We start from the raw sequence: 25,437 nt of genomic DNA, 5'->3' as shown, positions 1-25,437 counted from the left end.
TCTCACGGCAGACTGACGCCGTGAGAGCAGCGGACTTCGCCTACTTCGACGCACCCACGCCGATCGGGCTGGCCCACCGCGGCGGTGCCAAGATCGCGGCGAACCTGCACCTCGAGAACACCATGGCGGCCTTCCGCGAGGCGGTGCGGCTGGGCTACCGCTACCTCGAGACCGACGTGCACGGAACCGCCGACGGCGTCCTGCTCGCCTTCCACGACCTGCGGCTCGACCGAGTCACCGACAAGGGCGGCCGGATCGCCGAACTGCCTTACGCCGCAGTGCAGTCCGCAAGGATCAACGGCAGGGAGCCGATCCCACTGCTCTCGGACCTGCTCGAGGAGTTCCCCGACACCCGCATCAACATCGACGTCAAGGCGCCCGGCGCCATCGGGCCGCTGGTCGAGGTGATCCGGGCACACAAGGCCATCGACCGGGTCTGCGTCGGGTCCTTCTCGGACCGCCGGCTGCGCGCCGTCCGCAGGTTGCTCGGTCCCCGCCTCGCCACCGCGACGGGCCCGGCCGAGGTCGCTGCCCTGCGCCTGGCGCCGCAACGGATCGCCTCCTGGCTCCGCTCCCCCGCCGCGGTCCTGCAGGTCCCGACGGGCCACCTGGTCGGCGGTCGCCGGCTCGACCTGGTGACGCCGGCCTTGGTCGAACGCGTCCACGCGATGGGCAAGCACGTGCACGTGTGGACCATCGACGACGCGGCCGAGATGCACCGGCTCTTCGACCTCGGCGTCGACGGGATCGTGTCGGACCGCATCGACACCCTTGCCGAGGTGCTCGCCGAGCGCGGCGTACCGTTGAGCCAGTGACCACGACCACGTCAGGTGAGCCGCGTGTCGGTGTGTTCCACCCGCGGTTCCTGCTGCTGTCCATCTCGCTGCTGGCCCTGATCACGGTCATCGCGTTCGAGGGCATGGCGGTCTCGACAGCCATGCCTGCCGCGGCCCGCGAGCTGGACGCCGTCCGGTCCTACGGGCTCGCCTTCTCGGTGATGCTGACCACCCAGCTGCTCGGCATCGTCCTCGCGGGGGTGTGGTGCGACCGCTCCGGCCCGCTGCCGTCCCTGTTCGCCGGGCAGCTCCTCTTCGCCGCGGGCTGCACCGTGTGTGGCGGCTCGCAGTCGTTCGGGCCGTTCCTCGCCGGGCGCGGCGTGGCGGGTCTGGGCGCTGGTCTGATCATCGTCGCCGGCTACGTCGTCATCGGCCGTGCCTATCCGGAGTCGTTGCGCCCCAAGGTGTTCAGCGTCATCTCGGCCGCCTGGGTCCTGCCCTCCCTGCTCGGTCCGCCGATCGCAGCGTGGGTCACCACCACCTGGTCGTGGCGCTGGGTGTTCTGGCTCGTGGTGCTCCCCGTGGTCGTGGCGTTCGCCATGGTGTTGGCGCGGCGCAGACAGATCGCGAGCGCCAGGGAGGGGATCGACCACTCCAGCCGTGACCGGCGGGAGCATGCGCGGGCCGCCTGGTTCGGGGTCCTCATCGCCGCCTCGGCGGGTGCGCTGCAGTGGGGCACCCACGACCTCGAGTTCACCTGGTCCGCCAAGACCGTCGTCGCCGTCATCGGTGTCCTGGGCATCGCGACCACCGCCCCGATGCTCCTCCCCCACGGCACGTGGCTGATGCGACGCGGACTGCCGTCGGTGATGCTGGCGCGGTTCCTGCTCACCTGCTCGTTCTTCGGCACCATCACCTACATCCCGCTCATGCTGGTCAACGAGCGCGGCCAGTCCCTCGCCACCGCCGGCACGATCCTGGCCGTCGGCTCACTCGGCTGGTCAGCAGGGTCGTGGATCCAGGGCCGCGACCGGTGGGCCGGGCGCCGCTACCAGCTCGTCAGCGCCGGAGGTCTGCTGCTCACGACCGGCCTGCTCGGCGTCGTGGCCGTCACCCACTTCGGCTGGCATCCCTGGCTGATCGCGGTGGCGCTGGTCGCCTGTGGCCTCGGCATGGGCCTGGGCACCGCGAGCCTGTCGGTCCTTTCGCTGATGCTGACGCCGGCGGCCGACCACGGCTCGACCTCATCATCGCTCCAGCTCGCCGACGTGCTCGGCTCGGTGCTCGGCATCGCGGCAGCCGGAGCGGTGTTCGCGGCCAGGCACACGACCGCGGGTCAGGACATCCCCGTCTTCGTCACGATGTGGCTGGGACTCAGCGTGGTCGCCTCGCTCGTGGCCGTGGCCGGTCAGCGGATCAGGACGTGACCCGTGGGCGTCGACAGCCGCGTCCAGCGGCCGTGCGCCCACACCGTCACCTCTGACCCTGGCGCGACGCCATCACCCTTAACAAATCCGAGGACGTATGCCGCGAACGCACCGCCCGCCGGGACCGGCGGCGTCGTCGTGGTGAGTCGGCCCCACACGTGCTTGCGGAGGGCGGCGACCGCCGCCCCACCAGCATCTGAAGGCGCACCGGAGGCGACCTCCTCGATGCCCTGCCGCGCCACCGCATACACATCCTCGGCGGTCACGGCACCGACGCGTTCCCACCCGCCGCGCGGTGGCGCCATCGCCGCCCAGGCGACGTTCACGGTCATCGGCGGGAGGGGCAGAGTCGAGCCTGTCTCCCGTGCCAGCCGGTCGGTGAGCGCGGCCAGCGAGACGGTGACGTCGACGTGCGCGGGCGCGGCCAACGGCATCGCTCGAAGGCCGATGACGACGCCCTCGGCCATCAGGCCGCTGCCGGGGAGCACCCCGACGTAGGCGGCGAGGGTCTGGCCCTGCGCCTGGAGACGGATCGCACCGTCGTCATCAGCCGCCTTGGCGCGGGCGACGTAGGTGCGCAGGTCGTCGAGTCCTTGGACATCGGGGAAGGTCAGCTCCATCAGCGTCGGCGCCAACGGAAGGGCACCGGGGCGCCGGAGTGCTGTTCGAGCATGGCGCGCAGGTCAGGGTCCATCCGGCGGGGTGTGCTGGTGGTGAAGTCGTAGAGGACGAGGGTGGTTTCGGCGCGGGCATAGATGGTGTCGCCGTCACCGCCCTCCGACGCGGCCCGCCCGTCGCGCACCTCGTAGGCCAGGTCGAAGCCGGCTCCGCCGATCTTGGTGGCCCACATCTCGACCACGATCGGCGGCACCCGGAAGAGGAGGGGCGCGAGGTACTCGATCTCGTGGCGGGCCACGAGGATCCCCTCGGACAGCACGGACCGGTCCTGCCCGAACCAGTCCTCGAAGCCGATCACCCGGGCGTCCTCGAGCAGCCGCAGGAACTGCACGTTGTTGACGTGCCCGTAGGCGTCCATGTCGCTCCACCGCAACGGCACGTTCACGCGGTAGCGCTCGGTCACAGGATCGGGGGCCATGTGGACATCCTCGCAGGGGTGTCGGGCTGGCGGCATACGGTGGTCGCCATGGAGACAACCGCGGCCCTCGACCTGCGCACCCAGGCCACCACCGTGCTGAGGCGCCTCGTCGGGCGTGAGGACGCCGAGTTCAGGGACGGGCAGCTCGAGGCCGTGGAGGCGCTGGTGGGTCAGCGCCGGCGGGTGCTGGTCGTGCAGCGCACCGGCTGGGGCAAGTCCGCGGTCTACTTCGTCTCGACGGCCCTGCGGCGAGCAGAGGGCGCCGGCCCGACCGTCATCGTGTCGCCACTTCTCGCGCTGATGCGTGACCAGATCGCCGCAGCCGGCCGAGCAGGCATCCGCGCCGTCACGATGAACTCCGCCAATGCCGAGGAGTGGGGCCAGGTCTCGGCAGCCCTGGCCGCCGACGAGGTCGACGTGCTGCTGGTCAGTCCCGAGCGACTCAACAACCCACGGTTCCGCGACGAGCAGCTTCCCGACCTGGCGCGACGGTGCGGGCTCCTCGTGGTCGACGAGGCCCACTGCGTCTCGGACTGGGGCCACGACTTCCGCCCCGACTACCGCCGCATCCGCGACCTGCTCACCACCCTGCCGGCCGACACCCCCGTGCTCGCGACGACGGCCACGGCCAACGCCCGCGTCGTCACCGATGTCGTCGAACAACTCGGCGCCGGTGGGCATGACGTGCTGACGTTGCGCGGCGGACTGGCTCGGGAGTCGCTGCGGCTCGGCGTCATGCCACTGACCTCACCGGAGCAGCGACTGGCGTGGCTGCTCGCCCACGTCGACTCGCTGCCCGGCAGCGGCATCATCTACACCCTGACCGTCTCGGCTGCTGAGGACATCGCGGTGGCGCTGCGCGAGGCCGGCCACCAGGTGCGCGCCTACACCGGCCGGACCGACCCGGCCGACCGCGAGCGGCTCGAGGGGATGCTGCGCGACAACCAGGTCAAGGCCCTCGTCGCGACGTCAGCGCTGGGCATGGGCTTCGACAAGCCCGACCTCGGCTTCGTCCTGCACCTCGGAGCCCCTTCCTCACCGGTGGCCTACTACCAGCAGGTCGGTCGTGCCGGCCGGGCCACCGAGCGGGCCGACGTGCTGCTGCTGCCCGGGCCGGAGGACAAGGACATCTGGGCCTACTTCGCCTCTGCCTCGATGCCCCGCCAGGAGCAGGCCGATGCCGTCCTGACCGCCCTCGCCGAGTCCAGCAAGGCGCTCTCGACGGTCGCACTGGAGTCGATCGTCGACATCCGCCGCACCCGCCTGGAGCTGCTGCTCAAGGTGCTCGACGTCGACGGTGCCGTGCAGCGGGTGCCCGGTGGGTGGACCTCGACCGGCCAGCCGTGGAGCTACGACGCCGAGCGCTACGCCCGGGTCACCGCCGCCAGGGTGCGCGAGCAGGACCTCATGGTCACCTACGAGAAGACCACCGAGTGCCGGATGGCCTTCCTCCAGGAGTCGCTGGACGACGACTCTGCTGCCGCGTGCGGACGCTGCGACTCGTGCGCGGGAGTCTGGTTCCCCACCGAGATCCCGCAGACCGCGGTCACCACCGCCCGGGGCAGGCTGGAGCGCGCGGGTGTCGAGCTCGAGTCCCGCGCCCAGTGGCCCTCGGGGATGGACCGGCTGGGTGTGCCCGTCCGGGGCAAGATCAAGCCCGACGAGGCGATGGAGACCGGGCGTGCGGTCGCCCGACTGACCGACCTCGGCTGGGGCCAGCAGCTGCGAACCCTGCTGCGAGCACCGGATGCCGAGGTGCCCCCGGAGCTCTTGCGCGCGTGTGTCCCGATCCTGCGGGACTGGGGCTGGGCGGAGCGCCCGGTCGCCGTGGCGATGGTGCCCTCGCGCACCCGCCCGCTGCTGACCGAGTCGCTGGCCAAGGGCATTTCCGAGATGGGGCGGATGCAGTGGCTCGGCGCCCTCGACCCGGTGGACGGCGGACCGGTCGGCGAGGCGGGTGGCAACAGCGCCTTCCGGCTGGCCGGGGTGTGGGGCCGGCTCGAGGTCGGCCCCGAGCAGGCGGCGGCGCTACGCGGGCTGGACGGCCCCGTCCTGCTCGTCGACGACGTCGCCAGCTCGCGCTGGACCCTCTCCGTCGCCGCTGCTGCCCTGCGCAGGGCCGGCGCCTCTGGCGTCCTGCCTTTCGTGCTGGCCATCGACGCCTGACGCCGCCGAGCGGGGGTCGCGGGGCAGGTCGAGCGGCACGGTGAAGATCGGCAGGAAGACCTGCACGACCGGGCCGATCAGCACGGCATACAGCACCGTGCCGAGCCCGACGACGCCGCCCATCAGCCAGCCCACGGCCAGCACCGTGATCTCGATGCTGGTGCGGACCAGGCGGAAGCTGCCGCCCGTGCGTCGCACCAGACCGGTCATCAGGCCGTCGCGAGGTCCCGGTCCGAACTGGCTGCCGATGTAGAGCGCGCCAGCGAGGCCGTTGAGCACGATCCCTCCGAGCAGGAGGCCGACCCGGGCCGCGATCAGGTCCGGTGCCTCGAGCAGGGCGAGCGTGGCGTCGGTGGCCAGGCCGATCACGATCACGTTGGCCACCGTGCCGAGGCCGGGCCACTGCCGCAGCGGGATCCAGAGCAACAGCACCGCCGCCCCGACGATGATCGTCACGGTGCCGAAGCTGACCGGCAGGTGCTGGGCGATCCCGTAGTGGAAGACATCCCACGGGTCGAGCCCGAGACCCGAGCGCACCATCATGCCCATCGAGACCCCGTAGAGCGTCAGCCCCACGGCGAGCTGGGCCAGCCGGCGGGTGGTCCGTCCGGCGCGCAGCTGCTGAAGCGGGGTCATCGGGGCGAGGTTGGTGCGGGTCATGATGCCAAGATTGGCCTTCATTGGTCTGTTCTTCCATATCCAATCGTGCAAAAGTGGTCTGCATGGTGGTTCGAAGCATCTCCGCATCCCGGTTGGTCCCCATGCTGGGAGCAGCCCTTGAGACGACGCCCGCCTACCGCGGGCTGGCCGACGCGGTCCGCCTGCTCGTCGCCGACGGGCGGCTGCCGGCGGGCACCCGACTGCCCAGCGAGCGTGACCTCACCAACGCCCTGGGGGTCAGCCGCACCACCGTGACGAGGGCGTATGCCGAGCTGCGCGACCGCGGCTACCTCGCCTCCCGGCAGGGCTCGGGCAGCGTGGCCGCACTCCCGGGCGATGAGCCGGACCGCCGTCAGGGCACCGCCCTGCAACCCGCGTCGGACCAGTTCGATGGCGACGTGATCGACCTGACCTGTGCCTCCATGAGTGCCCCTGCCGGGACGGTCGCGGCCTACGAGCGCGCGATGCTGGAGCTCCCCCGCTACCTCGCCGGCACCGGCTACCACCCGCTCGGCCTGACCAGCCTGCGTGCGGCGCTCGCCGACCGCTTCACCGAGCGGGGCCTCGCGACGACGCCCGACCAGATCATGGTGACCAGCGGGGCCCTGGCCGGCCTCGCGGTGACCGCGCGAGCCCTGCTCTCCCACGGTGACCGGGTCCTGCTGGAGAGCCCGACCTACCCCAACGCCATCGACACGCTGCGCCGCTCCGGCGCCAGGCCCGTGGCGCTCCCTCTCGACCGCGACGGCTGGGACATCGGGGCGGCCGATGCGGCACTGCGCCAGACCGCTCCTCGCGCGGCCTACCTCATCCCCGACTTCCACAACCCCACCGGCGCCCTCATGCCGGACACCCAGCGAGCCGCCCTGGGCCACGCGCTGGCCGGAACCCACACGGTCGGCATCGTCGACGAGACGCTGGTCGACCTGGCCCACGACCCCGACCTGGTCATGCCGCGGCCGCTCGCAGCCCACCACCCGCGCACGGTCACCCTCGGCGGGGCGAGCAAGTCGTTCTGGGGAGGCCTGCGCGTCGGCTGGATCCGGGCACCACGCGAGCTGATGCCCGCCCTGGTCAGCGCGCGGCTGACCCTCGACCTCGGTGCGCCCGTCCTCGAACAGCTGGCGCTGACCGACCTGCTCGGACACCGCGCGCAGATCGTCGACGAGCGCCGGGCCGCGATCGTCGCCACTCGCGACGCGCTCGTCGATGCGCTGCGAAATCGCCTGCCACAGTGGCGTTTTCGGATGCCGGAGGGTGGCCTGTGCCTGTGGGTCGAGCTGCCCGACGCGCTGTCCACGCCGCTGTGCGCGGCGGCAGACCACCGCGGTGTGGTGCTGGCCCCCGGTGCACAGTTCGCCGTCGAGGGTGGCATGGAGCGGTTCCTGCGACTGCCCTTCACCGGGCACGCCTCCGAGGTGGTGGACGAAGCCGTCGAGCGCCTCGCCCTGGCCTGGGCCGATGCGCAGTCCGCCCGTCCGTCGCGGCACGGCCGCTCACCCCTCGTCGCGTGAGCGCGGACGCCACCGGCTGAAGACCACGCCCACCAGGCAGATCCCGCCACCCACCAGGGCGGGCACCGTCGGCACCTCGGACAGGAACGCCCACGACATCAGCACCGAGAGCACCGTCACGAGGTAACCCAACGGACCGAGGCGACCAGCCGGCATACGGCGCAGTGCGTAGGCCCACGTCGTGAAGGCGACGGCGGTGGGAAAGGCGCCGAGGTATGCCGCGCCGAGCAGTGCCGAGAGCGGCGCACCTTGAGCTTCGCGCACGAGCTCGCCGGCGAACGGCAACGTCACGACGGTGCCGACCACGCAGCCGAGCCAGGTCGCACGCAGCGCGTCGATGCTGCGGAGGGTGACCTTTTGCATGATCACCGACGAGGCGTAGAGGACTGCCGCGACCAAGGCGAGGGCGATGCCGAGGATGTCGCGCTCGCCGGTCGACCCCGTGGCCATCAGGGCGATGCCACCGAAGGCGACCGCGCACCCGAGGAACAGCGGGCGCGAAAAGCCCTCCCGCAGGAAGAGCCCGCCACCGATGGCGATCAGCACCGGTGCGATGTTGACCAGCAGGGCTGCCGTACCGGCGTCGACGTGCCGCTCTGCGGCGTTGAGCGCGACGTTGTAGCCGGCGAACCACAGGGCGCCGTAGCCGACGACCGGCAGGATCGCCCGGCCCCGCGGGAGAAGCGGTCCCGCCCGGCGAGCCGATCCGCGGAGCACGAACGGCGTGAGCACCAGGGTGGCCACGGCGACCCTGGCCAAGGCCATCGGCCCCGGCGACAGGTGAGCTCCGCTGCTGCGGATCACGACGAAGGCGGACGCCCACAGGACGATGGTGACGCCCGCCGCCAGCACTGCCCTGGTCGCGGTGCCATCGGATCGCGTGATCGACGGCAGGTTGGTGGTCTGCGAGCCGGTGGGCTGGTCGCACGGCTCGAGGACGGGGCTGGTCAGGGTGGTCACGCACCCATCGTCACGGCCGACGACACATCAGCACAAGCGACGATTCCTTCACTTCTCTTAAGTAGCGCTGTACAGTCGCGGCATGCTCGATGTCCACCGCCTCCGCGTCCTGCGCACCGTCGTCGCCACCGGGTCGGTGGGCGCAGCCGCCACCACGCTCGGCTACACCCCCTCCGCCGTGAGCCAGCACCTCGCCACCCTCCAGCGCGAGACCGGGCTGCTGCTGATCGAACGCAAGGGCCGCGGCATCGAGCCGACGGCCGCTGGGCGGACCCTCGCCGACGAGGCAGGTCGGGTGCTCGAGTCGCTCAGCGGGATCGAGGGCGTGGTCGGTGACCTGCGGGCCGGCCGGGTGGGGCGGTTGTCGATCAGCTACTTCGCCTCGGCCGGGGCGGCCTGGATCCCCCCTGTCGTCGCGGGACTGATGCAGGAGTTCCCCGACCTGCGTCTCGACCTGCGGTTGATCGAGCTGCTCGGCGACGAGCACCCCGACCCGGACATCGAGATCTTCGTCGGCGGCGCCGCTGAGCACCTGCGCGAGTCCGCCGGCAACGGTCAGTCCACAGTGCACCACCTGCTCGACGACCCCTACGTCGTGGTGGTCCGGGTGGACCACCCGCTGGCCGGCGAACCCCACGTGGCCCTGGGCGAGCTCGCTCCCGAGCGCTGGGTCGACAACGACTTCAACCGTGGCTTCTGCCGACAAGTCATCCTCGACGCATGCACCGAGGCCGGGTTCACGCCGGACTTCCGGATCGAGACGCACGACTACCCGACCGCGATCTCGTTCGTGGCCGCAGGGGTTGGGGTCACCGTGCTTCCGAGCCTCGGCACGGCCCAGCTGCCCGTGGGCGTCGTCGCCATCCCCCTCGTCTCCCCCACCCCGGTGCGACACGTGTACGTCGCGGTCAAGGCTTCGGTGGAGCACCACCCGGCGGCCAGGCGGGCCGTCGATCTGCTGCGTGAGCGGGTGAGCGCTCCCGCTAGGGTCGGTGCGTGACCGACGAGAACGCCCCCGAGTTCGATCCGCTGGCCGACCTGCTCGACACCCTCGACCTCGAGGAGCTGGGCACCGCCCGGATCACCGTCGAAGGGGTCGGGGACCGTGCCGACTTCGGCGAGTCGGGCGCCACGGTCTTCCTCGGGCGCAGCCAGAAGATGCCCCATGGGCGCGTCTTCGGGGGTCAGGTGCTCGCCCAGTGCGTGATGGCCGCGGGCCGCACGATGCAGGACGTCGACGACGGTGACGGTCCTCGACGGATCCACTCGCTGCACGGCTACTTCATGCGTCCCGGCGACGACACCATGCCGATCCGCTTCGCGGTGGAGCGGATGCGCGACGGCAACTCGTTCTCGACCAGGCGGGTCCACGCGATCCAGCACGGCCTGCCGATCCTGTCGATGATCACCTCGTTCCAGGAGGCGTCGGGCGGTCTGGACCACCAGGACCCGATGCCCGAGGTCCCGGGCCCCGACGAGCTGCGGTCGCTGGCTGACGAGTTCGGTGGGATCGACCACCCGGGTGCGCGTCACCTGCTGAAGCGACCCATCGAGCAGCGGCACGTCGAGAACAACCTCTTCATCGCCGCCGGCCCGGAGCTCAGCTCTCACCAGAGTGTCTGGATGAAGGCGATCGGCAAGCTGCCCGACGACCCGCTCGTCCACGCCGCCGTCCTCGCCTACGCCTCCGACTACACGCTGCTGGAACCCGTCATCCGCCGGCACGGGCTGACCTGGACCGACCCGCGGCTCCGGCCCGCCAGCCTCGACCACGCCATGTGGTTCCACCGGCCCGTGCACGCCGACGAATGGATCCTCTACAGCCAGGAGTCCCCCTCGGCATCCGGTGGACGGGGCCTGGGTACCGGGCGGATGTTCGCCGCCGACGGCACCCTCGTCGCCACGGTGGCGCAAGAGGGCATGGTCCGGGTCAAGGAGTCCTGAGCCGTGCCCCGCGACCCTGCGCAGTGGGTGGTGGACGACCTTCGCGAGGCCGACCACCCCGCGTGGGCACGGTTGCACCGCGGCTATCTCGACTTCTACGAGTCCACCCGCCCCGAGGAGGTCTCTGCCGTGGTCTGGGGATGGCTGATGGACCCAGCGCACGAGCTCGCGGCCATCGTCGCGAGGCCCGCAGTCGACGCTGAACCCGTTGGTATCGCTCATTACCGGCCGTTCGTGAGGCCGCTGCAAGGCAGCACCGCGTGCTTCCTTGACGACCTGTTCGTCGCCCCGGAGCACCGTGGCACCGGAGTCGTCGACGCCCTGCTGGCCGCATTACAGGCCCGCTCGCGCGAACGCGGCTGGAGCCAGGTCCGGTGGATCACCCGCGCATCCAACGAACGAGCCCGCAAGGCCTACGACCGGCTCGCTGTGGAGACCGACCTGGTGACCTACAACCTCGGCGTCGACTGACCCATCCGGACGACCGCCGCCGTGAAGGGCGGCAAGTGCACGCCGGCGCCGCGCAGCCGCGTCTGCTCCGGCTCCCAGGCCAGCACGACCCTCTCCGGCGCGTCATCGAGGGGCACCGTCCACCGCGAAGCGGCCAGGTTCAGGACGATGCGGAAGGTGCCGCGGCGCACGACGAACCACCCGTCACCTTCGTCGAAGTCCACCCCGACTGTGTCGAGCCGTCCGTTGTTGAGGTCGTACTCCTTGCGCCGCAGCGAGATCAGGTCGCGGTACCACGCCAGCATCCGCGCGTTGTCGTCCTCGTGCAGCTCGGCCCAGTCCAGCTGGGAGCGGCGGAAGGTCTGCTCGTCCTGCGGGTCCGGAACGTCCTCGGCGGCCCAGCCGTGCGCCTCGAACTCGCGTCGCCGACCCTCGGTCACGGCCTGCTTCATCGCGGGGTCGTCGAAGTCGGTGAAGAACTGGAACGGCGTCGTCGCCGCCCACTCCTCCCCCATGAAGACCATCGGGGTGAACGGCCCGGTGAGGTAGAGGGCGGCGCCGATCGCCTGCCGTCCGGGAGTGACAACGGCGGAGATGCGGTCACCCACGGCCCGGTTGCCGACCTGGTCATGCGTCTGCAGGTAGCCCAGGAACCGACGCCCGTCCACGCGTGCAGGGTCGACCGGCACACCCCAGTTCGCGCCGCGGAAGCTCGACCAGGAGCCGTCGTGCAGGAACGCCCTGGTCATGGTCTTGGCCAGGACCGCCAGGGGTCCGGCGTCCGGCATCGCCGGGCAGTGCCCGGCGAAATCGGCGTAGTAGCCCTGGGTTTCACCGGTCAGGGCGACGTGCAGAGCGTGGTGCACGTCGTCGTCCCACTGGGCGTCCATACCGAGACCGCCCTCGGCGGTGGACGTGATCGTCCGTGGGTCGTTGAGGTCGCTCTCCGCGATCAGGTCCAGGGGTCGGCCGAGCCGAGCGCTGAGCACCGCGACCTCGTCTGCGAGCTGGGCGAGCACGTGCTGGGCGGAGTCGTCCTGCAGCTCTTGCACGGCATCGAGTCGCAGGGCATCCACGTGGAAGTCGCCGAACCACCGCAGCGCGTTGTCGATGATCCAGCGCCGCACGTGCAGGCTGCCCTGGCCGTCGAGGTTGAGCCCAGGACCCCAGGGAGTCTGGTGGTCGTCGGAGAAGTAGGGCCCGAACCTGGACAGGTAGTTCCCCACCGGGCCGAGGTGGTTGTAGACCATGTCGAGACAGACGCCCAGCCCCAGCCGGTGGCACGCGTCGACGAACCGCTGAAGGGCTGCCGGGCCGTCGTACTCGTCATCGACCGCCCACGGCCCGACGCCGTCATAGCCCCAGTTCCAGCGTCCCGGCCACGCCGCGACCGGCATCAGCTCGACCACGTCGACACCGAGGTCGACCAGGTGCTGCAACCGCCGCTGCGCGGCGTCGAGGGTGCCCTCGGGCGTGAATGTCCCGACGTGCAGCTCGTAGACCACGCCACCCAGTACGCCCTCCCCCTGCTGGGGCCCCGCCCAGGTGGCGTCCCGCCAGGTGTGCGCCGTCGCATCGAAGAAGCGGCTCTCGCCGTGCACGCCGTGCGGCTGCCACGCGGAGCGCGGGTCCGGGGTCACCGGACCGTCGTCGAGGCGGAACCCATAGTCCAGGCACGGGTATGCCGCCGGCCCCGACTCGGGCAGCGACGGAGCCTGCCAGCGCCACCAGCCGTCGCCCTTGGCCTCCATGGCGGAGCGCTGGGCGGCGTCGTCGTCGAGGGACCACTCGACCTCCACGCCGTGGGCGTGGGGAGCCCAGACGGTGAGCTCCGGTCCGGGCAGGAGTCTCGGGTCAGTGTCAGCCGTGTTCATCGCGGCTCAAGGCTTTCATGTCGCACGAGCAGGGCAACCGGAAGGGCGCGCAGCAGCACGGCGAGCTCGACCTCGCCGTCAGCCGGTCGGGTGAGGGCGGCCCCGGTGAGCAGGTCCACCCAGTCTCCTTCCGGCAGTGCGACGCCCGCGGCGCCCCAGCCTCCGTCGGCGCGCAGCCGGTCGTCGAGCCGGGTCGCGACCGCCACCACCTGAATCCCCTCGGCGTCGCCACGACCGACGGCCACGGCGTGCTCGCTCGAGGTAGGGACGGCGGCATACGTGGCGTGCTCGCCGATGAACCACTCGGGGTGGTCTCGTCGCAGGCGCAACGCGCGTGAGGTCACGAGCAGCTTCTCGTCGTCGAGGTCACGCAGGCCCTCGCCGGCGTCGAGGTGTGCCAGCCGGTCCCGGCGTACCGAGTAGTCGACGGGACGACGGTTGTCGGGGTCGACGAGCGAGAGGTCGACGAGCTCGGTGCCCTGGTAGACGTCCGGGACCCCGGGCAGGACCAGCTGGAGCAGCTTCTGCCCGAGCGTGACGGCGCGGGCCGCTGGTGCGGTCAGGTCGACCCACTGCGCCACATGGTCGCCGAGCGCGGGCTCGGTGGTCAGGGCCTCGGCGAACGCGGCCACGTCCGCTTCGTAGACCGTGTCCTGCTCGGTCCACGTGGTGTGTTCCTTGGCCTCGCGGATCGCCTTGGTGGCATAGCCCTGCAGCCGCTCGGTGCTGATCGGCCAGGTGCCGACCGCGGTCTGCCACAGGAGGTACTCGGTGGCAGGGTCGAGCCGCGAGCCGCGATGGGGCGCCCCCAGCTCGCGCGCTGTGTGGACCCAATTCGCCCACTCGGCCGGACGCTCCGCGATCACCGAGAGGCGCGCGCGGACGTCCTCGGAGCGCTTGGTGTCATGGGTGGCCAGGGTGGTCATGGTGGTCGGCCAGGTGGCCAGCTGTCGGGCCGCAAAGGAGTGCAGCTCGTCGGGTGCCAGACCGACCCGGCCTGGGTCGCCGCCGACCTCGTTGAGACCGGTGAGGCGGGCGTAGCGGTAGAAGGCGGTGTCCTCGATGCCCTTGGCCATGACGGGGCCGCAGGTCTGCTGGAACCGGACGACGAACTCGCGCTGGGCGCCGCGGGTGTCGATCTGGGCGCCCGGCAGGTGTCCTCCGGACGCCAGCTGCGCCACCAGGGCCAAGGCGTCCCGGTCCTCTTCCGAGACCAGCTGAGCCGCCCGGGCCTCGGCGTGCGCGAGCACGGCAAGCTGCTCCGGCTCGGCCTCAGCACCGGGGACCAGGTAGGCCCGATAGCGGTCCATCGAGACGAGCAGCGCCTCGAGCCCTCGCCGGAGGGCGTCCTGGTCCTCGCCGACGAGGACGCGGCCGATGAGCCGCATCAGCCGGTTGACCTCGGCCAGCTGAACCTGCGCCACGACCTGCTGCTTGGCGGTCAGGACCATGTCATCGAGGTCCTGCCGCTCCCCCACCAGCTCGGTGAGGAGGTCGGTCAAGGGCGTCTCGCCCGCCGGGTCGACGAAGACCTGCTGCACCCGCAGCAGGGTGTCGTAGCCCGTGGTCCCCGCGCAGCGCCAGTCCGCCGGCAGCTGCTCGTGACCCTCGAGGATCTTCTCGGCCACCACCCAGGCGTCCCCGGTCGCGTCGGCCAGACGGGAGAGATAGCCACCGGGGTCGGCCAACCCGTCGGGGTGGTCGATCCGGAACCCGTCGACGGTGCCGGCCAGGAACTCCTCGAGCAGCAGCCGGTGGGTGTGGTCGAAGACGTCGTTGTCCTCGACCCGCACGGCGGCCAGCGTCGTCACGTCGAAGAAGCGGCGGTAGTTGAGGCGGCTACCACCCTCGTGCCAGTCGCAGAGCCGATAGTGCTGGGCCGCAACGAGATCCGGCAGATCCAAGGACTCGGTACCGCGCCGCACGGGAAACGCGTGGTCGAAGTAGCGCAGCACGGTCTCGTTGCCGTGCGGGCCTCCGCCAGCCTCCACCGACAGCTCACCGTCAGCGATCACCGACTCCAAGGACTGCCCCAGGACCGGGACGAGCACGCGGCCCTCCTCGGCCTCCCAGTCGACGTCGAACCAGTGGGCGTGGTCGGACTCGCGACCGTCACGCAGCAGGAACCACCACGGATGGTTGAGCGAGGCGGGCGTCGGGGTGGTCATGTGGTTGGGCACCACGTCGACCACCGTGCCGAGCCCGACACCGCGAAGCGCCGTGGTCAGCCGGTCGAAGCCCGCCGACCCGCCGGCCTCCTCGTTGAGGAACTCGTGGCTCACCACGTCGTAACCGTGCGCCGACCCCGGCGTCGGCGCAAGGATCGGCGACAAGTAGGCGTGCGAAACCCCCAGTGCCGCAAGGTAGTCCGCCTGCTGAGCCGCATCGTCGAAGGTGAAGGCGGGCTGGACCTGCAACCGGTACGTCGAGGACGGCACCACCCGCCCGGGGCCCGGACGGTGCGGCGCTGCACCACTCGGCATACCTGTCTGCATCTCGTTCATCGGCGGGCGGCGGCCGCTCCAGCGGGCGAGCCTGACGGGAGCGGGCGCGGGCAGCGCAGGACGATGACGCTGCGACCGTGCGCCTTCACCTTGGCATCGGGCTTGTACTCCCGGGCCTCGACCTCCTGCGCGAACGTGTCGAGCTCGGTGACCCAGCGTTCGCCGTACTCCTTGCCGGGCAGGACGAACGGCAGGACGTCGTGGTGGCCGTTGAAGATGACCAGGAAGTGGTCGTCGAGCGTCTGCTGACCGCGGGTGTCGGGCTCAGGGATGCTCTGGCCGTTGAGGAACACCATCAACGACCGGGCGTACCCGTTGGCCCAGGAGTCCTCGTCCATGTGGTTGCCACCGGGCTCGAACCAGGCGATGTCACCCACCGCGCTCTCGCCACCGTGGTCAGCCGACCCGGCGAAGAACCGGCGGCGACGGAAGACCGGGTGGTCCCGACGCAGCTCGACGAGCTTCTGGGTGAACGCGATGAGGTCGAGCTGGTCCTGGTCGAGCTTCCAGTCGATCCACGAGATCTCGTTGTCCTGGCAGTAGCCGTTGTTGTTGCCGCCCTGGGAGCGCCCGAGCTCGTCACCGTGCAGGAGCATGGGGACTCCCTGCGAGAGCAGGAGGGTCGCGAGCATGTTTCGCTGCTGGCGCAGTCGCAGTGCGTTGACCCTCTTGTCCTTCGAAGGACCTTCGACGCCGCAGTTCCAGGAGCGGTTGTGGTTCTCGCCGTCGTTGCCGTCCTCGCCGTTGGCGTCGTTGTGCTTCTCGTTGTAGGACACCAGGTCCCGCAGCGTGAAGCCGTCGTGGGCGGTGACGAAGTTGATCGACGCGATGGGTTTGCGGCCACTGTGCTCGTACAGGTCGCTGGAACCGGTGAGGCGTGAGGCGAACTCGCCGAGAGTCGCGCTGTCGCCGCGCCAGAAGTCGCGGACGGTGTCGCGGTACTTGCCGTTCCACTCGGTCCACAGCGGCGGGAAGTTGCCGACCTGGTAGCCACCGTCGCCGACGTCCCACGGCTCCGCGATCAGCTTGACCTGGCTGACCACGGGGTCCTGCTGGACGAGGTCGAAGAACGCCGACAGCTTGTCGACCTCGTGGAACTGGCGCGCCAGGGTCGCCGCGAGGTCGAACCGGAACCCGTCCACGTGCATCTCGGTCACCCAGTAGCGCAGCGAGTCCATGATCAGCTGCAGGACGTGCGGGTTCCGCATCAGCAGGCTGTTGCCGGTGCCGGTGGTGTCGTAGTAGTGCGCCTTGTCGTCGTCGACGAGCCGGTAGTAGGCGGCGTTGTCGATGCCGCGGAAGCAGATGGTCGGGCCGAGCTGGTTGCCCTCGGCGGTGTGGTTGTAGACCACGTCGAGGATGACCTCGATGCCGGCCTCGTGGAGCGCCTTGACCATGCCCTTGAACTCGGCCACCTGCTCACCGCGGGTGCCGTATGCCGCGTAGCCGTTGTGCGGCGCGAGGAACCCGATCGTGTTGTAGCCCCAGTAGTTGGACAGCCCCTTGTCGCGCAGGGTGAAGTCGTTGACGAACTGGTGCACCGGCATGAGCTCGATGGCGGTGATGCCGAGGCCCTTGAGGTGCTCGATGATCACCGGGTGGGCGATGCCGGCGTAGGTGCCGCGGATCTCCTCCGGGATGTCGGGGTGGGTCTCGGTGAGTCCCTTCACGTGGGCTTCGTAGATGACCGTGTTGTGGTACTCGTGGCGCGGCAGGCGGTCCTGGCCCCAGTCGAAGAAGGGGTTGATGACCACGCCCATCATGGTGTGACCGAGGCTGTCCTCGACATTGGCCCTGGACGGGTCCTCGCTGGGCGAGTCGAAGTCGTAGGAGAACAGCGACTGGTCGCCGTCCGGCTGCCCGTCGATCGCCTTGGCGTAGGGGTCGAGCAGCAGCTTCTGGGGGTTGCAGCGGTGACCGTTCGCGGGGTCGTACGGGCCGTGAACCCGGTAGCCGTAGCGCTGTCCGGGCTGGACGCCGGGCAGGTAGGCGTGCCACACGAAGCCGTCCACCTCGGGGAGCTCGACGCGGGTCTCGGCGCCCTCGTCGTCGATGAGGCAGAGCTCGACCTTGTTGGCCACCTCGGAGAACAGCGCGAAGTTCACGCCTGTGCCGTCGTAGGTGGCGCCGAGCGGGTAGGACTTGCCGGGCCAGATTTCCATGTATCGCCTTCGTCGTGTGGTGCCGGGGCTGGGGCCAGCTGCGGCGCGGGAGGACTTCAGCGGCCCCGAGCGCCTCTCATTGTGCCCGAGCCCACGACCTTTTCACGCCACCGCCCACCCCACGGGTAAGCGCACGCTTAGTACACTGACCTGCACACCTTCCCCAGATCTGTCCACCAGCCGGGTCCCCGCTCGGCCTCCTGGACCGCCCCACCGCACCTGAGCCCATCCCCAGCCCACCCCCAGCCAACCCCCAGGAGTCCTCATGAGCACCCCGCGCACCGCGATCGTCACCGGAGCCGCCCGCGGCATCGGCGCTGCCACCGCCAAGCGACTCGCCGCCGCCGGACATGCCGTTGCGGTGCTCGACCTCGACGAGTCAGCTTGTGCAGACACGGTTTCTGCCATCACCGACGCCGGTGGACGGGCCCTCGCAGTGGGGGTCGACGTGGCCGATGCGGCGCAGGTCGAAGCCGCCGTGCAGCGCGTCGCCGACGAGCTCGGAGCCCCCACGATCCTGGTCAACAACGCGGGCATCACCCGCGACAACCTGCTGTTCAAGATGACCGAGGACGACTGGGACGCCGTGATCAACGTGCACCTGCGCGGGTCCTTCCTGATGACGCGCGCCGTCCAGGGCTTCATGACCAAGGAGAAGTTCGGGCGCATCGTCAACCTCTCCTCCAGCTCCGCCCAGGGCAACCGGGGCCAGGTCAACTACTCGGCTGCCAAGGCCGGACTGCAGGGCTTCACCAAGACCCTGGCGATCGAGCTGGGCAAGTTCAGTGTGACCGCGAACGCGGTGGCTCCCGGGTTCATCCAGACCGAGATGACCAAGATGACGGCTGAGCGGCTCGGAGTCTCGTTCGAGGACTTCATCGCCCACTCGGCCGCGGCGATCCCGGTGCAGCGGGTCGGCCAGCCCGAGGACATCGCCGCCACCATCGGATTCCTCTGCTCCGAGGACGCCGGCTTCGTCTCCGGCCAGGTCATCTATGTGGCGGGTGGCCCACTCGACTGAGGCGGTCGAGCCGTCCGGTGTGCCGCCAGCCGCAGCGCTACCAGGGGGAGCTCGGCGACCATCCGGCGCCGAGCCGCCCGGCTGCCGTCGTAGGTCCAACCCAGCAGGGCCGTCAGGGTCCACCGCACCAGTGGCGCGATGAGCAGGTTGCGCCGCTCGTAGGCGGCATAGGTCGCCTCCGCCTCGTCCAGCCCCAGGACCCGGTATGCCGCGGGGCTCGGTCCGCGGCCGAAGTCCACCTCGACGCGACCACCGGCACGCAGGTTGCGCAGCCAGTCGGCCGTCTCACCGAAGCCGGAGATCACGGTCGCCTCGCCGGTGGTCCGGTCGTAGCGCACCACCTCGAGGACGACGTGGAAGGTCCGTCCACTGCGCCGCCCCGTGTGCGACAGCCGGAGGAACCGCCGCCCCAGCAGCCAACCAAACCCGTTGGCGTACAACGCATTCGGCGCGCCGAAGGAAGCTCGCAGCCACGGCGCCAGGCTCTGGCTGCGTGGGGCCGCTCGATCGGGACGACGCGCATCGGGCACCGCGCCACGCTACGCCGCCCACGCGGCATACCCCTTGACAGCGGGGCTGACCCGGGTTGATAGTTTCCGATGTAGTTAATAAACCGATCGGTTAAGGACAATGGACCACGACCCGCTCAGCGCCACGTTCGCCGCCCTGGCCGACCCCACCCGACGCGCGATCCTCGAGCGTCTCGCCGGGGGCGACGCCACGGTCGGTGAGCTCGCGGAGCCGTTCGCCATGACCCTGCCGGCCATCTCCAAGCACCTGTCTGTGCTGGAGCGGGCCGGGCTGGTCGCCAAGGACCGTGACGGGCAGCGGCGCAACTGCCGGATCACCGCCACGCCACTGCAGAGCGCGACGTCGTGGCTCGAGGAGTACCGCCGCCACTGGGAGGCCAACCTCGACCACCTCGACGCCTACCTCACCCGCCTCCAGGGGGCCGCACTCCCCGTCCGGCGGACCGACATTCCCACCGCTGAACAGGAGAAGAAGTCATGAGCAACGCAGCAGCCGAGACCAACCAGCGCGCCACCCTCACCCACGAAGGCAGCGAGCTGGTCATCACCCGGACCTTCACCGCCCCAGCCGCCCTCGTCTACGAGGCGATGACCCAGCCCGAGCACATCCGTCAGTGGTGGGGTGCCGGCCATGGCGAGGTCACGATCTGCGAGGTCGACCTGCGCGTCGGCGGCAAGTGGCACTTCGCGCAGACCAACTCCGCGGGCGACGAGGTGTCGTTCTCGGGCGAGTACCGCGAGCTGGACCCGCCCAGCCGGATGGTGCACACCGAGATCTTCGACAACATCCAGAGCCCCGAGTCGGTCATCGAGTCGACGTTCACCGAGCAGGACGGCTTCACCACTATGCGGGCCGTGATCACCTACGACTCGCCTGAGACGGTCCAGATGGTGCTCGCGTCTGGCATGGAGTCCGGCATGAACGACTCCTACGACGCCCTCGAGAAGGTCGCCCAGGACCTCGCAGCCTGAGCCGGCTGCCTGTGTCGGACGTCAGCTGCAGAGGACGACGATGCGCCCGGTGCTCTCCCCGGCGCCGAGCCGGGTGAGAGCGCTGGGCGCATCCTCGAACGGAACCTGCTGGGACACAAAGGGATTGACGATCCCGCTGGCAGCCCACTCCGTCAGCTGGGCATGGGCAGCCGCGGCCACCGCGTGGTCGCGCTGGAGGTAGAGCCCCCAGTGCAAGCCGAGGATCGAGTAGTTCTTGACCAGGGCGTGGTTGAGCGCCGGAGCGGGGATGGTCCCGCTGGTGAAGCCGACAACCACGATCCGCCCCTCGAATGCGACGACCTTGGTCGACGCCTCATAGGCGGCGCCACCCACCGGGTCGAACACGACGTCGGCACCCGAGCGCCCCACGACCTCTTTCAGGGCAGCCACGAGGTCGCCGGCCGAGCGGTCGACCACCACATCCGCACCCGCCGCGCGGGCGACCTCCGCCTTGGCGGCACTACCGACCACCGCGACCACCGTCGCACCGAGCGCCTTGCCCACCTGCACGGCGGCGATGCCCACTCCCCCGGCTGCGGCGTGCACCAGCAGGGTCTCGCCAGCCTGCAGGCCAGCCCGACGGACCAGCCCCACGTATGCCGTCTGGTAGCCGATCGTCAGCGCGCTCGCCTCCGCGTCGGCCAGCGATTCGGGCGCCGGGAACGCGCCGGACGCGGGCATCAGGGCCTGCTCGGCGAGTCCACCGTGCGGCACAGCAGTGGTTCCCACGACACGGTCCCCGACGGCGAACCCCGAAACGCCTTCGCCGAGGTCGAGCACCTCTGCGCAGACCTCGACCCCGGGAGTGAAGGGCAGGTCCGGACGCACCTGGTAGTGACCGCGCGCCATCAGCACGTCGGGGAAGTTCAGGGCTGCCGCCAGCACCCGGACCCGCAGGTGGCCCGGCTGGACGCTGGGACCCGGGATGTCGGCCAGCGACATGACGTCGGCGGGTTCGCCGAGGGAGGTGACCTGCCATGCCTGCACGGGTGCTCCTCGGGTCGGTGTTGGTCGCGGTCGGTGTCGGGCAGCCTCAGTCGGTGCCCATGGTGACCGCCGGGAGGGCGGCCGCCATCTTGCGCATCCCGGCGAGCCAGCGGTCCGGGTCGGCAGCACGGTGGGCATACATCTCGGCGACCTCGGGGTGCGGCAGGACGAGGAATCGCCCATCCTCCATCGCAGCCACCAGGTCGCGGGCAACATCGTCGGGGTCCACCGCACCCGGCTCCATGAGGGCGCGGCCCGCCGAGCCGGAGCTCCACAACATGTCGGTGCGCACGCCCTGCGGACACACCGCGTGAACGCGAACTCCCTTGGCGCCATAGGTCATCGACAGCCACTCGGCGAAGGCGACGGCCGCGTGCTTGGTCACCGCGTAGGGCGCAGCACCGGGGATCGAGAGCAGACCGGCAGCCGACGCGGTCGTCACGAAGGTGCCGCCGCCACGCTCCAGCCAGTCGGGCACGAGCAGCTTGGCAGCGCGCACGTGGGCCATCACGTTGACGTTCCACGAGACCTCCCACGCCTTCTCATCGACGGCCTCGGTGCCGCCACGCGCCACGCCGGCATTGGCGCAGAACACGTCGATCTGGCCGAGCTCAGCACGTGCCGCGTCGACGAGCGCCGCGACACCCGCCTCGCTCGAGGCATCCCCCGGGATCGCCACGGCGCCGAGCTCGTCGGCGGTGGAGGTCGCCGTCGCCGGGTCGAGGTCGTTCACGACCACTCGTGCGCCGGCTGCCACGAACGCCTTCGCGTAGGCGGCGCCGATCCCCCGGCCGGCGCCCGTCACGACGACGCCGCGGCCAGCCAGGTCGAGCGTCACAGGCCGCCTCCGAGCGTGACGCCGCCGTCGACGACCAGCGTCTGACCGGTCACCCAGCCGGCGTCCTTGGACAGCAGGAACGACACGGCACCCGCGATGTCCTCGGGAGCCCCGAGTCGCTTCATCGGGTAGCCGGCGGCGACCTTCTCCTCGCGCCCTTCGTAAAGGGCCTGCGCGAACTGGGTCTTGACGATGGCCGGGGCCACCGCGTTGACGCGCAGCTGCGGGCCGAGCTGGTAGGCGAGCTCGACGGTGAGGTGGATCAGCGCGGCCTTGCTCACGGCATACCAGCCGATCGAACCGGTGGCCCCGAGTCCGGCGATGGACGCGACGTTGACCACGGACCCGGGCACCTCGCCGGTGCTGATCCCAGCGGCGATCGCCTTCTGGGTCCAGGAGAACGCCGCGAGGACGTTGACCTCCATGATCTTGCGGGCGACGTCGAGCTCGGTGTCGATGATCGGACCGTAGGCCGGGTTGATCCCCGTGTTGTTGACGAGGTAGTCAAGGCCGCCGAACGTCTCGCGGGCAGCCCGGATCACCTCGTCCTGGTGCGCCGCATCCGCCGCATTCCCCGCGACACCAAGGGCTTTCGACTCGCCACCCAGGTGGGCGACAGCCTCCGCCAACGCCTCGGGCTTACGGGCGGTGATGACGACCCGAGCACCTTCGGCCACCAGCTTCTCGGCGATGCCGAGCCCGATGCCCCGCGAGGCGCCGGTGACGATGGCCACCGCGCCGTCGTGGACCCCCACGTCAGAGACCGAGGTCCCGGCCGATGAGCTCCTTCATGATCTCGTTCGACCCGGCCCAGATCTTCGAGACCCGGGCATCGCGCCAGGCGCGGGCCACGCGGTACTCGTTCATGAAGCCGTAGCCGCCGTAGAGCTGCACGCACTCGTCCAGCACGTCGTTCTGCACCTGCGCCGACCACCACTTCGCCTTGGCCGCGTCGATCGCCGTGAGCTTCTGCTCGGCGTGCGCGGCGATGCAGTCGTCGACATAGGCCTGGGTGACCTCGAGCTTGGTCTGCAGCTCGGCCATCTTGAACTTGTTGTGCTGGAACGCGCCGATCGGCTGGCCGAACGCCTTGCGCTCCTTGGTGTACTCGACGGTCTCGCGGAAGATCTGGAAGGCGTGGGCCGTGTTGGCGACGCTCGCGCCGACGCGCTCCTGCGGCAGCCGCTGCATCATCGAGATGAAGCCCAGTCCCTCGTCGCCCAGCCGGTTGGTGTCGGGAAGGTGCACGTCCTCGAAGAACAGCTCGGAGGTGTCTGCCTCCTCCTGTCCGACCTTGTCGAGCTTGCGGCCCCGGCTGAAGCCCTCCATGCCGGCCTCCACCATGAAGAGGGTGATGCCCTTGGCGCCCTTGGAGGGGTCGGTCCTGGCGGCGACGATGACGAGGTCGGCCTGGTAACCGTTGGTGATGAAGGTCTTGGAACCGTTGAGGATCCAGCCGTCGCCGTCCCGCACGGCGGTGGTCTTGAGGGCGGCGAGGTCCGACCCACCCGAGGGCTCGGTCATCGCGATCGCGCAGATCAGGTCGCCGTTGGCCATGCCCGGCAGCCAGCGCTCCTTCTGCTCCTGGGTGCCGAGGTCCACGATGTAGGGCGGGCACACGTCGGAGTGGATCCCGAAGCAGGAGGAGACAGCGAAGTTGAAGCCGGCGATCTCCTCGGCCGCGATCGCGTTGAAGCGGTAGTCCTCCGCGCCCGCGCCGCCGAACTCCTCGGGGATGTCGAGGCCGAACAAGCCCTGCTTGCCGGCTTCCTTCCAGATGTCACGGTCGACCGACTTGACCTCGAGCATCTGCTCAGCGCGCGGCTTGAGGGTCCGCTCGATGAACTCGCGGACCGAACTGCGGAAGGCCTCGTGATCGGGACCGTAGACATTGCGGGGCATGGCTCTCCTTGACGCTGAACAGGCAACACTGACACAGGTAACTAAGCGCTTGCTTAGTCTGCGATGACTGGGGCATGCTGTCAACCATGTCCAGCCCCGCGCGTTCGGTCGACTCCGTCACTGACACCCCTCACCGACTGCTCGAGGCAGCGGCCGAGGCCTTCGCGGACCGGGGCTTCCACGCGACCACCACCCGCGACATCGCGTCCCGGGCGGGCCTGTCCCCCGCGGGCGTCTACGTGCACTTCGCCTCCAAGGAGGAGCTGCTCTACCAGCTCAGCCGTGAGGGGCACGAGGTGGCGCGAGACATGCTGCTCGCGGCAGCCGCAGGCGCGTCCACCCCCACGGAGGCGCTGCGCGCCATCATGGGCAGGTTCGCCACGTGGCACGCGGAGCACTTCCGGGTCGCCCGCATCGTCCAGTACGAGTTCGCGAACCTGACGTCCGAACACCGTGACGCCGTCCTCACGCTGCGCAAGCAGATCGACGCGGTGGTGCGGGACGTCGTGACGGCCGGTGTCGCCAGCGGCGAGTTCACCGTCGACGACGTGCCCGACACCACGCTGGCCCTGATGTCGATGGCCGTCGACGTCGCCCGCTGGTACGACCCGGAGATCAAGCGCACTCCCGAAGCCATCGGCGCGGCCTACGCCGAGCTCGGCCTGCGTCTCGTCCGCGCGAGCTAGCTCTAGGGCTGGGTCCGCTCGGGCGTCGTCAAGGATCCGACCTGACCGACGACGTCGGCCAGCAACGGGTACACCGCGTCGTCGGCGTCGTTGCCCATGCTGAGGATGAGGTCGTCGACTCCCGCCTCGCAGAGCCTGCCGAACCGCTCGACCGTCTCGTCGACCGACACACAGGGCTCGCCGGACGGGGCGGTGCTCCCTGCCGGGCCGAGGTTGACCCGGGCCAGTGCCGTCTTACGGATCTGCCCGTAGTCGCGACCCACCTCTTGGCAGTGACCGCGCAGGATCTCGAGCTTGCGCGGGATGCCATCGGGCCCGAGCCCGGTGTCGAACAGGTTGCAGGCGTCGGCGTACTGCGCCACGAGCCGCAACGTCTTCTTCTCACCGCCACCGCCGATGAGGATCGGTGGGTGCGGTCGACGCAGGCTCTGCGGCACGTTCAGGGGACGGTCGAGCTGGTAGTGCTGCCCGGCATACGGGCTCTCGTCACCCGCCCACATCTGGAGGCAGATCTGCAGCGTCTCCTCGAGCCGCTCGAACCGCTCCTTCGTCGACGGGTACGGCACGCCCAGTCCACGGTGCTCGTCCTCGTTCCAGGCCGCGCCGATCCCGAGCCAGGCCCGGCCACCGGAGAGGACGTCGAGGCTGGTCACGATCTTGGCCAGCAGTCCGGGGTGCCGGTAGGTGACACCGGTGACCAGGGTGCCGAGCTCGATCCGGCTGGTCTGGCCGGCTGCGAAGGCCAGGGCGGTGTAGCCCTCGACCATGTCCAGCTCGGGCGGCCCGATGCTGGAGATCTGGAAGAAGTGGTCCATCACCCAGAGGCTGGTCAGCCCTGCCCCCTCGGCGTTGCGGGCGATCCGCCCGAAGGTGGGCCCGATGGAGGCCGGGGCATCCGGCCAGGAGAAGTACGAAACTTGCAGTCCGAGGCGCATCTGCCCATCCTG

The 25,437-nt window shown here is 70.3% G+C and carries 23 protein-coding genes; 11 read left to right on the top strand and 12 right to left on the bottom strand.

Annotated elements, in window-relative coordinates; all coding sequences use genetic code 11:
• Positions 1-20: 20 nt before the first annotated feature.
• Both EAH86_RS02930 and EAH86_RS02925 read left to right on the top strand, forming a co-directional pair.
• Positions 21-815: a glycerophosphodiester phosphodiesterase gene (locus EAH86_RS02930; protein WP_140737091.1), complete on the top strand. Its 795-nt coding sequence runs from the start codon at positions 21-23 to the stop codon at positions 813-815.
• Complete coding sequence (locus EAH86_RS02925) at positions 812-2,203, top strand: MFS transporter (RefSeq protein WP_161988551.1); 1,392 nt, start codon at positions 812-814, stop codon at positions 2,201-2,203. The genes EAH86_RS02930 and EAH86_RS02925 overlap by 4 nt, the downstream gene beginning before the upstream one ends.
• Here EAH86_RS02925 and EAH86_RS02920 read toward each other — a convergent pair.
• Positions 2,185-2,823 carry a hypothetical protein gene (locus EAH86_RS02920; RefSeq protein WP_140737089.1) on the bottom strand — a complete coding sequence of 213 codons (639 nt, stop codon included), beginning with the start codon at positions 2,821-2,823 and terminating at the stop codon, positions 2,185-2,187. The two genes, EAH86_RS02925 and EAH86_RS02920, sit on opposite strands and share 19 nt — an antisense overlap.
• Entirely contained in the window at positions 2,823-3,299 is a 477-nt protein-coding gene (locus tag EAH86_RS02915; protein ID WP_140737088.1) for an acyl-CoA thioesterase, read from the bottom strand. Before EAH86_RS02915 ends, EAH86_RS02920 begins: the two co-directional genes overlap by 1 nt.
• 48 nt (positions 3,300-3,347) lie before the next feature.
• On the opposite strand from EAH86_RS02915, the gene EAH86_RS02910 reads away from it, so the two are divergent.
• Positions 3,348-5,465: a RecQ family ATP-dependent DNA helicase gene (locus EAH86_RS02910; protein ID WP_140737087.1), complete on the top strand. Its 2,118-nt coding sequence runs from the start codon at positions 3,348-3,350 to the stop codon at positions 5,463-5,465.
• A gap of 722 nt (positions 5,466-6,187) precedes the next feature.
• Positions 6,188-7,639, top strand: a complete 1,452-nt coding sequence (locus tag EAH86_RS02900; protein WP_140737086.1) for a PLP-dependent aminotransferase family protein — start codon at positions 6,188-6,190, stop codon at positions 7,637-7,639.
• Here EAH86_RS02900 and EAH86_RS02895 read toward each other — a convergent pair.
• A complete protein-coding gene (locus tag EAH86_RS02895) occupies positions 7,622-8,599 on the bottom strand; it encodes a DMT family transporter (protein ID WP_140737085.1) in 978 nt (325 codons plus the stop codon). The genes EAH86_RS02900 and EAH86_RS02895 overlap by 18 nt on opposite strands.
• Before the next feature lie 82 nt (positions 8,600-8,681).
• Between EAH86_RS02895 and EAH86_RS02890 the strand changes: the two genes are divergently transcribed.
• Genes EAH86_RS02890 through EAH86_RS02880 form a run of 3 tightly spaced genes read left to right on the top strand, consistent with a single transcriptional unit; the run spans position 8,682 to position 11,014 of the window.
• Positions 8,682-9,599 (top strand): LysR family transcriptional regulator, encoded by a 918-nt coding sequence (locus EAH86_RS02890; protein ID WP_140737084.1) that lies wholly within the window; start codon positions 8,682-8,684, stop codon positions 9,597-9,599.
• Positions 9,596-10,543, top strand: coding sequence for an acyl-CoA thioesterase (locus tag EAH86_RS02885; protein ID WP_140737083.1), 948 nt, complete (start codon positions 9,596-9,598; stop codon positions 10,541-10,543). The genes EAH86_RS02890 and EAH86_RS02885 overlap by 4 nt, the downstream gene beginning before the upstream one ends.
• Before the next feature lie 3 nt (positions 10,544-10,546).
• A complete protein-coding gene (locus EAH86_RS02880) occupies positions 10,547-11,014 on the top strand; it encodes a GNAT family N-acetyltransferase (RefSeq protein ID WP_241668150.1) in 468 nt (155 codons plus the stop codon).
• Here EAH86_RS02880 and treZ read toward each other — a convergent pair.
• From treZ to glgX, 3 genes are read right to left on the bottom strand one after another with little or no spacing between them, the layout of a single operon-like run.
• Positions 10,993-12,867 carry a malto-oligosyltrehalose trehalohydrolase gene (gene treZ / locus EAH86_RS02875; RefSeq protein ID WP_140737082.1) on the bottom strand — a complete coding sequence of 625 codons (1,875 nt, stop codon included), beginning with the start codon at positions 12,865-12,867 and terminating at the stop codon, positions 10,993-10,995. The two genes, EAH86_RS02880 and treZ, sit on opposite strands and share 22 nt — an antisense overlap.
• Positions 12,864-15,371 carry a malto-oligosyltrehalose synthase gene (treY, locus tag EAH86_RS02870; RefSeq protein ID WP_338325221.1) on the bottom strand — a complete coding sequence of 836 codons (2,508 nt, stop codon included), beginning with the start codon at positions 15,369-15,371 and terminating at the stop codon, positions 12,864-12,866. Before treY ends, treZ begins: the two co-directional genes overlap by 4 nt.
• Entirely contained in the window at positions 15,368-17,533 is a 2,166-nt protein-coding gene (glgX, locus tag EAH86_RS02865) for a glycogen debranching protein GlgX (protein WP_140737081.1), read from the bottom strand. Before glgX ends, treY begins: the two co-directional genes overlap by 4 nt.
• A 265-nt stretch (positions 17,534-17,798) precedes the next feature.
• Here glgX and fabG point away from each other — a divergent pair, with 265 nt between their 5' ends.
• Positions 17,799-18,554 carry a 3-oxoacyl-ACP reductase FabG gene (gene fabG / locus EAH86_RS02860; RefSeq protein ID WP_140737080.1) on the top strand — a complete coding sequence of 252 codons (756 nt, stop codon included), beginning with the start codon at positions 17,799-17,801 and terminating at the stop codon, positions 18,552-18,554.
• Here the strand turns inward: fabG and EAH86_RS02855 are convergent.
• Positions 18,527-19,084 (bottom strand): nitroreductase family deazaflavin-dependent oxidoreductase, encoded by a 558-nt coding sequence (locus EAH86_RS02855; protein WP_206665707.1) that lies wholly within the window; start codon positions 19,082-19,084, stop codon positions 18,527-18,529. The two genes, fabG and EAH86_RS02855, sit on opposite strands and share 28 nt — an antisense overlap.
• A gap of 100 nt (positions 19,085-19,184) precedes the next feature.
• Between EAH86_RS02855 and EAH86_RS02850 the strand changes: the two genes are divergently transcribed.
• Together EAH86_RS02850 and EAH86_RS02845 are read left to right on the top strand one after the other, a co-directional pair.
• A complete protein-coding gene (locus EAH86_RS02850; protein WP_140737079.1) occupies positions 19,185-19,565 on the top strand; it encodes an ArsR/SmtB family transcription factor in 381 nt (126 codons plus the stop codon).
• The gene (locus EAH86_RS02845; protein WP_140737078.1) at positions 19,562-20,056 is read left to right on the top strand and encodes an SRPBCC family protein; all 495 of its coding nucleotides are present in this window, start codon (positions 19,562-19,564) and stop codon (positions 20,054-20,056) included. Before EAH86_RS02850 ends, EAH86_RS02845 begins: the two co-directional genes overlap by 4 nt.
• 21 nt (positions 20,057-20,077) lie before the next feature.
• Here the strand turns inward: EAH86_RS02845 and EAH86_RS02840 are convergent, their stop codons facing one another.
• The 4 genes from EAH86_RS02840 to EAH86_RS02825 are packed head-to-tail and all read right to left on the bottom strand — an operon-like array spanning position 20,078 to position 23,804.
• Positions 20,078-21,064 (bottom strand): NADPH:quinone oxidoreductase family protein, encoded by a 987-nt coding sequence (locus tag EAH86_RS02840; protein WP_140737077.1) that lies wholly within the window; start codon positions 21,062-21,064, stop codon positions 20,078-20,080.
• A 46-nt stretch (positions 21,065-21,110) separates the two neighbouring features.
• Positions 21,111-21,902 (bottom strand): SDR family oxidoreductase, encoded by a 792-nt coding sequence (locus EAH86_RS02835; RefSeq protein WP_140737076.1) that lies wholly within the window; start codon positions 21,900-21,902, stop codon positions 21,111-21,113.
• Positions 21,899-22,657 (bottom strand): SDR family oxidoreductase, encoded by a 759-nt coding sequence (locus EAH86_RS02830; RefSeq protein ID WP_140737075.1) that lies wholly within the window; start codon positions 22,655-22,657, stop codon positions 21,899-21,901. The genes EAH86_RS02835 and EAH86_RS02830 overlap by 4 nt, the downstream gene beginning before the upstream one ends.
• Before the next feature lies 1 nt (position 22,658).
• Positions 22,659-23,804 carry an acyl-CoA dehydrogenase family protein gene (locus tag EAH86_RS02825; protein WP_140737074.1) on the bottom strand — a complete coding sequence of 382 codons (1,146 nt, stop codon included), beginning with the start codon at positions 23,802-23,804 and terminating at the stop codon, positions 22,659-22,661.
• An 86-nt stretch (positions 23,805-23,890) separates the two neighbouring features.
• Here EAH86_RS02825 and EAH86_RS02820 point away from each other — a divergent pair, with 86 nt between their 5' ends.
• Entirely contained in the window at positions 23,891-24,490 is a 600-nt protein-coding gene (locus EAH86_RS02820) for a TetR/AcrR family transcriptional regulator (protein WP_241668149.1), read from the top strand.
• Between the two features lie 2 nt (positions 24,491-24,492).
• On the opposite strand, the gene EAH86_RS02815 is transcribed toward EAH86_RS02820, so the two are convergent.
• The gene (locus EAH86_RS02815) at positions 24,493-25,425 is read right to left on the bottom strand and encodes an LLM class F420-dependent oxidoreductase (protein WP_140737072.1); all 933 of its coding nucleotides are present in this window, start codon (positions 25,423-25,425) and stop codon (positions 24,493-24,495) included.
• Positions 25,426-25,437 lie beyond the last annotated feature (12 nt).

Origin of the sequence: Pedococcus bigeumensis (assembly GCF_006438965.1) — a bacterium.
Lineage (GTDB): Bacteria > Actinomycetota > Actinomycetes > Actinomycetales > Dermatophilaceae > Pedococcus > Pedococcus bigeumensis_A.
Note: the sequence above shows the minus strand (reverse complement) of the source record. Positions and strands in the feature narration are given on the sequence as shown.

Excerpts from the sequence above, each read along its gene's own strand:
- EAH86_RS02845 (WP_140737078.1), top strand. The coding sequence starts at position 19,562 with ATGAGCAACGCAGCAGCCGAGACCAACCAGCGCGCCACCCTCACCCAC.
- EAH86_RS02900 (WP_140737086.1), top strand. The coding sequence starts at position 6,188 with ATGGTGGTTCGAAGCATCTCCGCATCCCGGTTGGTCCCCATGCTGGGA.
- EAH86_RS02890 (WP_140737084.1), top strand. The coding sequence starts at position 8,682 with ATGCTCGATGTCCACCGCCTCCGCGTCCTGCGCACCGTCGTCGCCACC.
- treZ (WP_140737082.1), bottom strand. The coding sequence starts at position 12,867 with ATGAACACGGCTGACACTGACCCGAGACTCCTGCCCGGACCGGAGCTC.
- EAH86_RS02815 (WP_140737072.1), bottom strand. The coding sequence starts at position 25,425 with ATGCGCCTCGGACTGCAAGTTTCGTACTTCTCCTGGCCGGATGCCCCG.
- treY (WP_338325221.1), bottom strand. The coding sequence starts at position 15,371 with ATGAACGAGATGCAGACAGGTATGCCGAGTGGTGCAGCGCCGCACCGT.
- glgX (WP_140737081.1), bottom strand. The coding sequence starts at position 17,533 with ATGGAAATCTGGCCCGGCAAGTCCTACCCGCTCGGCGCCACCTACGAC.
- EAH86_RS02915 (WP_140737088.1), bottom strand. The coding sequence starts at position 3,299 with ATGGCCCCCGATCCTGTGACCGAGCGCTACCGCGTGAACGTGCCGTTG.
- EAH86_RS02920 (WP_140737089.1), bottom strand. The coding sequence starts at position 2,823 with ATGGAGCTGACCTTCCCCGATGTCCAAGGACTCGACGACCTGCGCACC.
- EAH86_RS02820 (WP_241668149.1), top strand. The coding sequence starts at position 23,891 with ATGTCCAGCCCCGCGCGTTCGGTCGACTCCGTCACTGACACCCCTCAC.
- EAH86_RS02850 (WP_140737079.1), top strand. The coding sequence starts at position 19,185 with ATGGACCACGACCCGCTCAGCGCCACGTTCGCCGCCCTGGCCGACCCC.
- EAH86_RS02825 (WP_140737074.1), bottom strand. The coding sequence starts at position 23,804 with ATGCCCCGCAATGTCTACGGTCCCGATCACGAGGCCTTCCGCAGTTCG.
- fabG (WP_140737080.1), top strand. The coding sequence starts at position 17,799 with ATGAGCACCCCGCGCACCGCGATCGTCACCGGAGCCGCCCGCGGCATC.
- EAH86_RS02910 (WP_140737087.1), top strand. The coding sequence starts at position 3,348 with ATGGAGACAACCGCGGCCCTCGACCTGCGCACCCAGGCCACCACCGTG.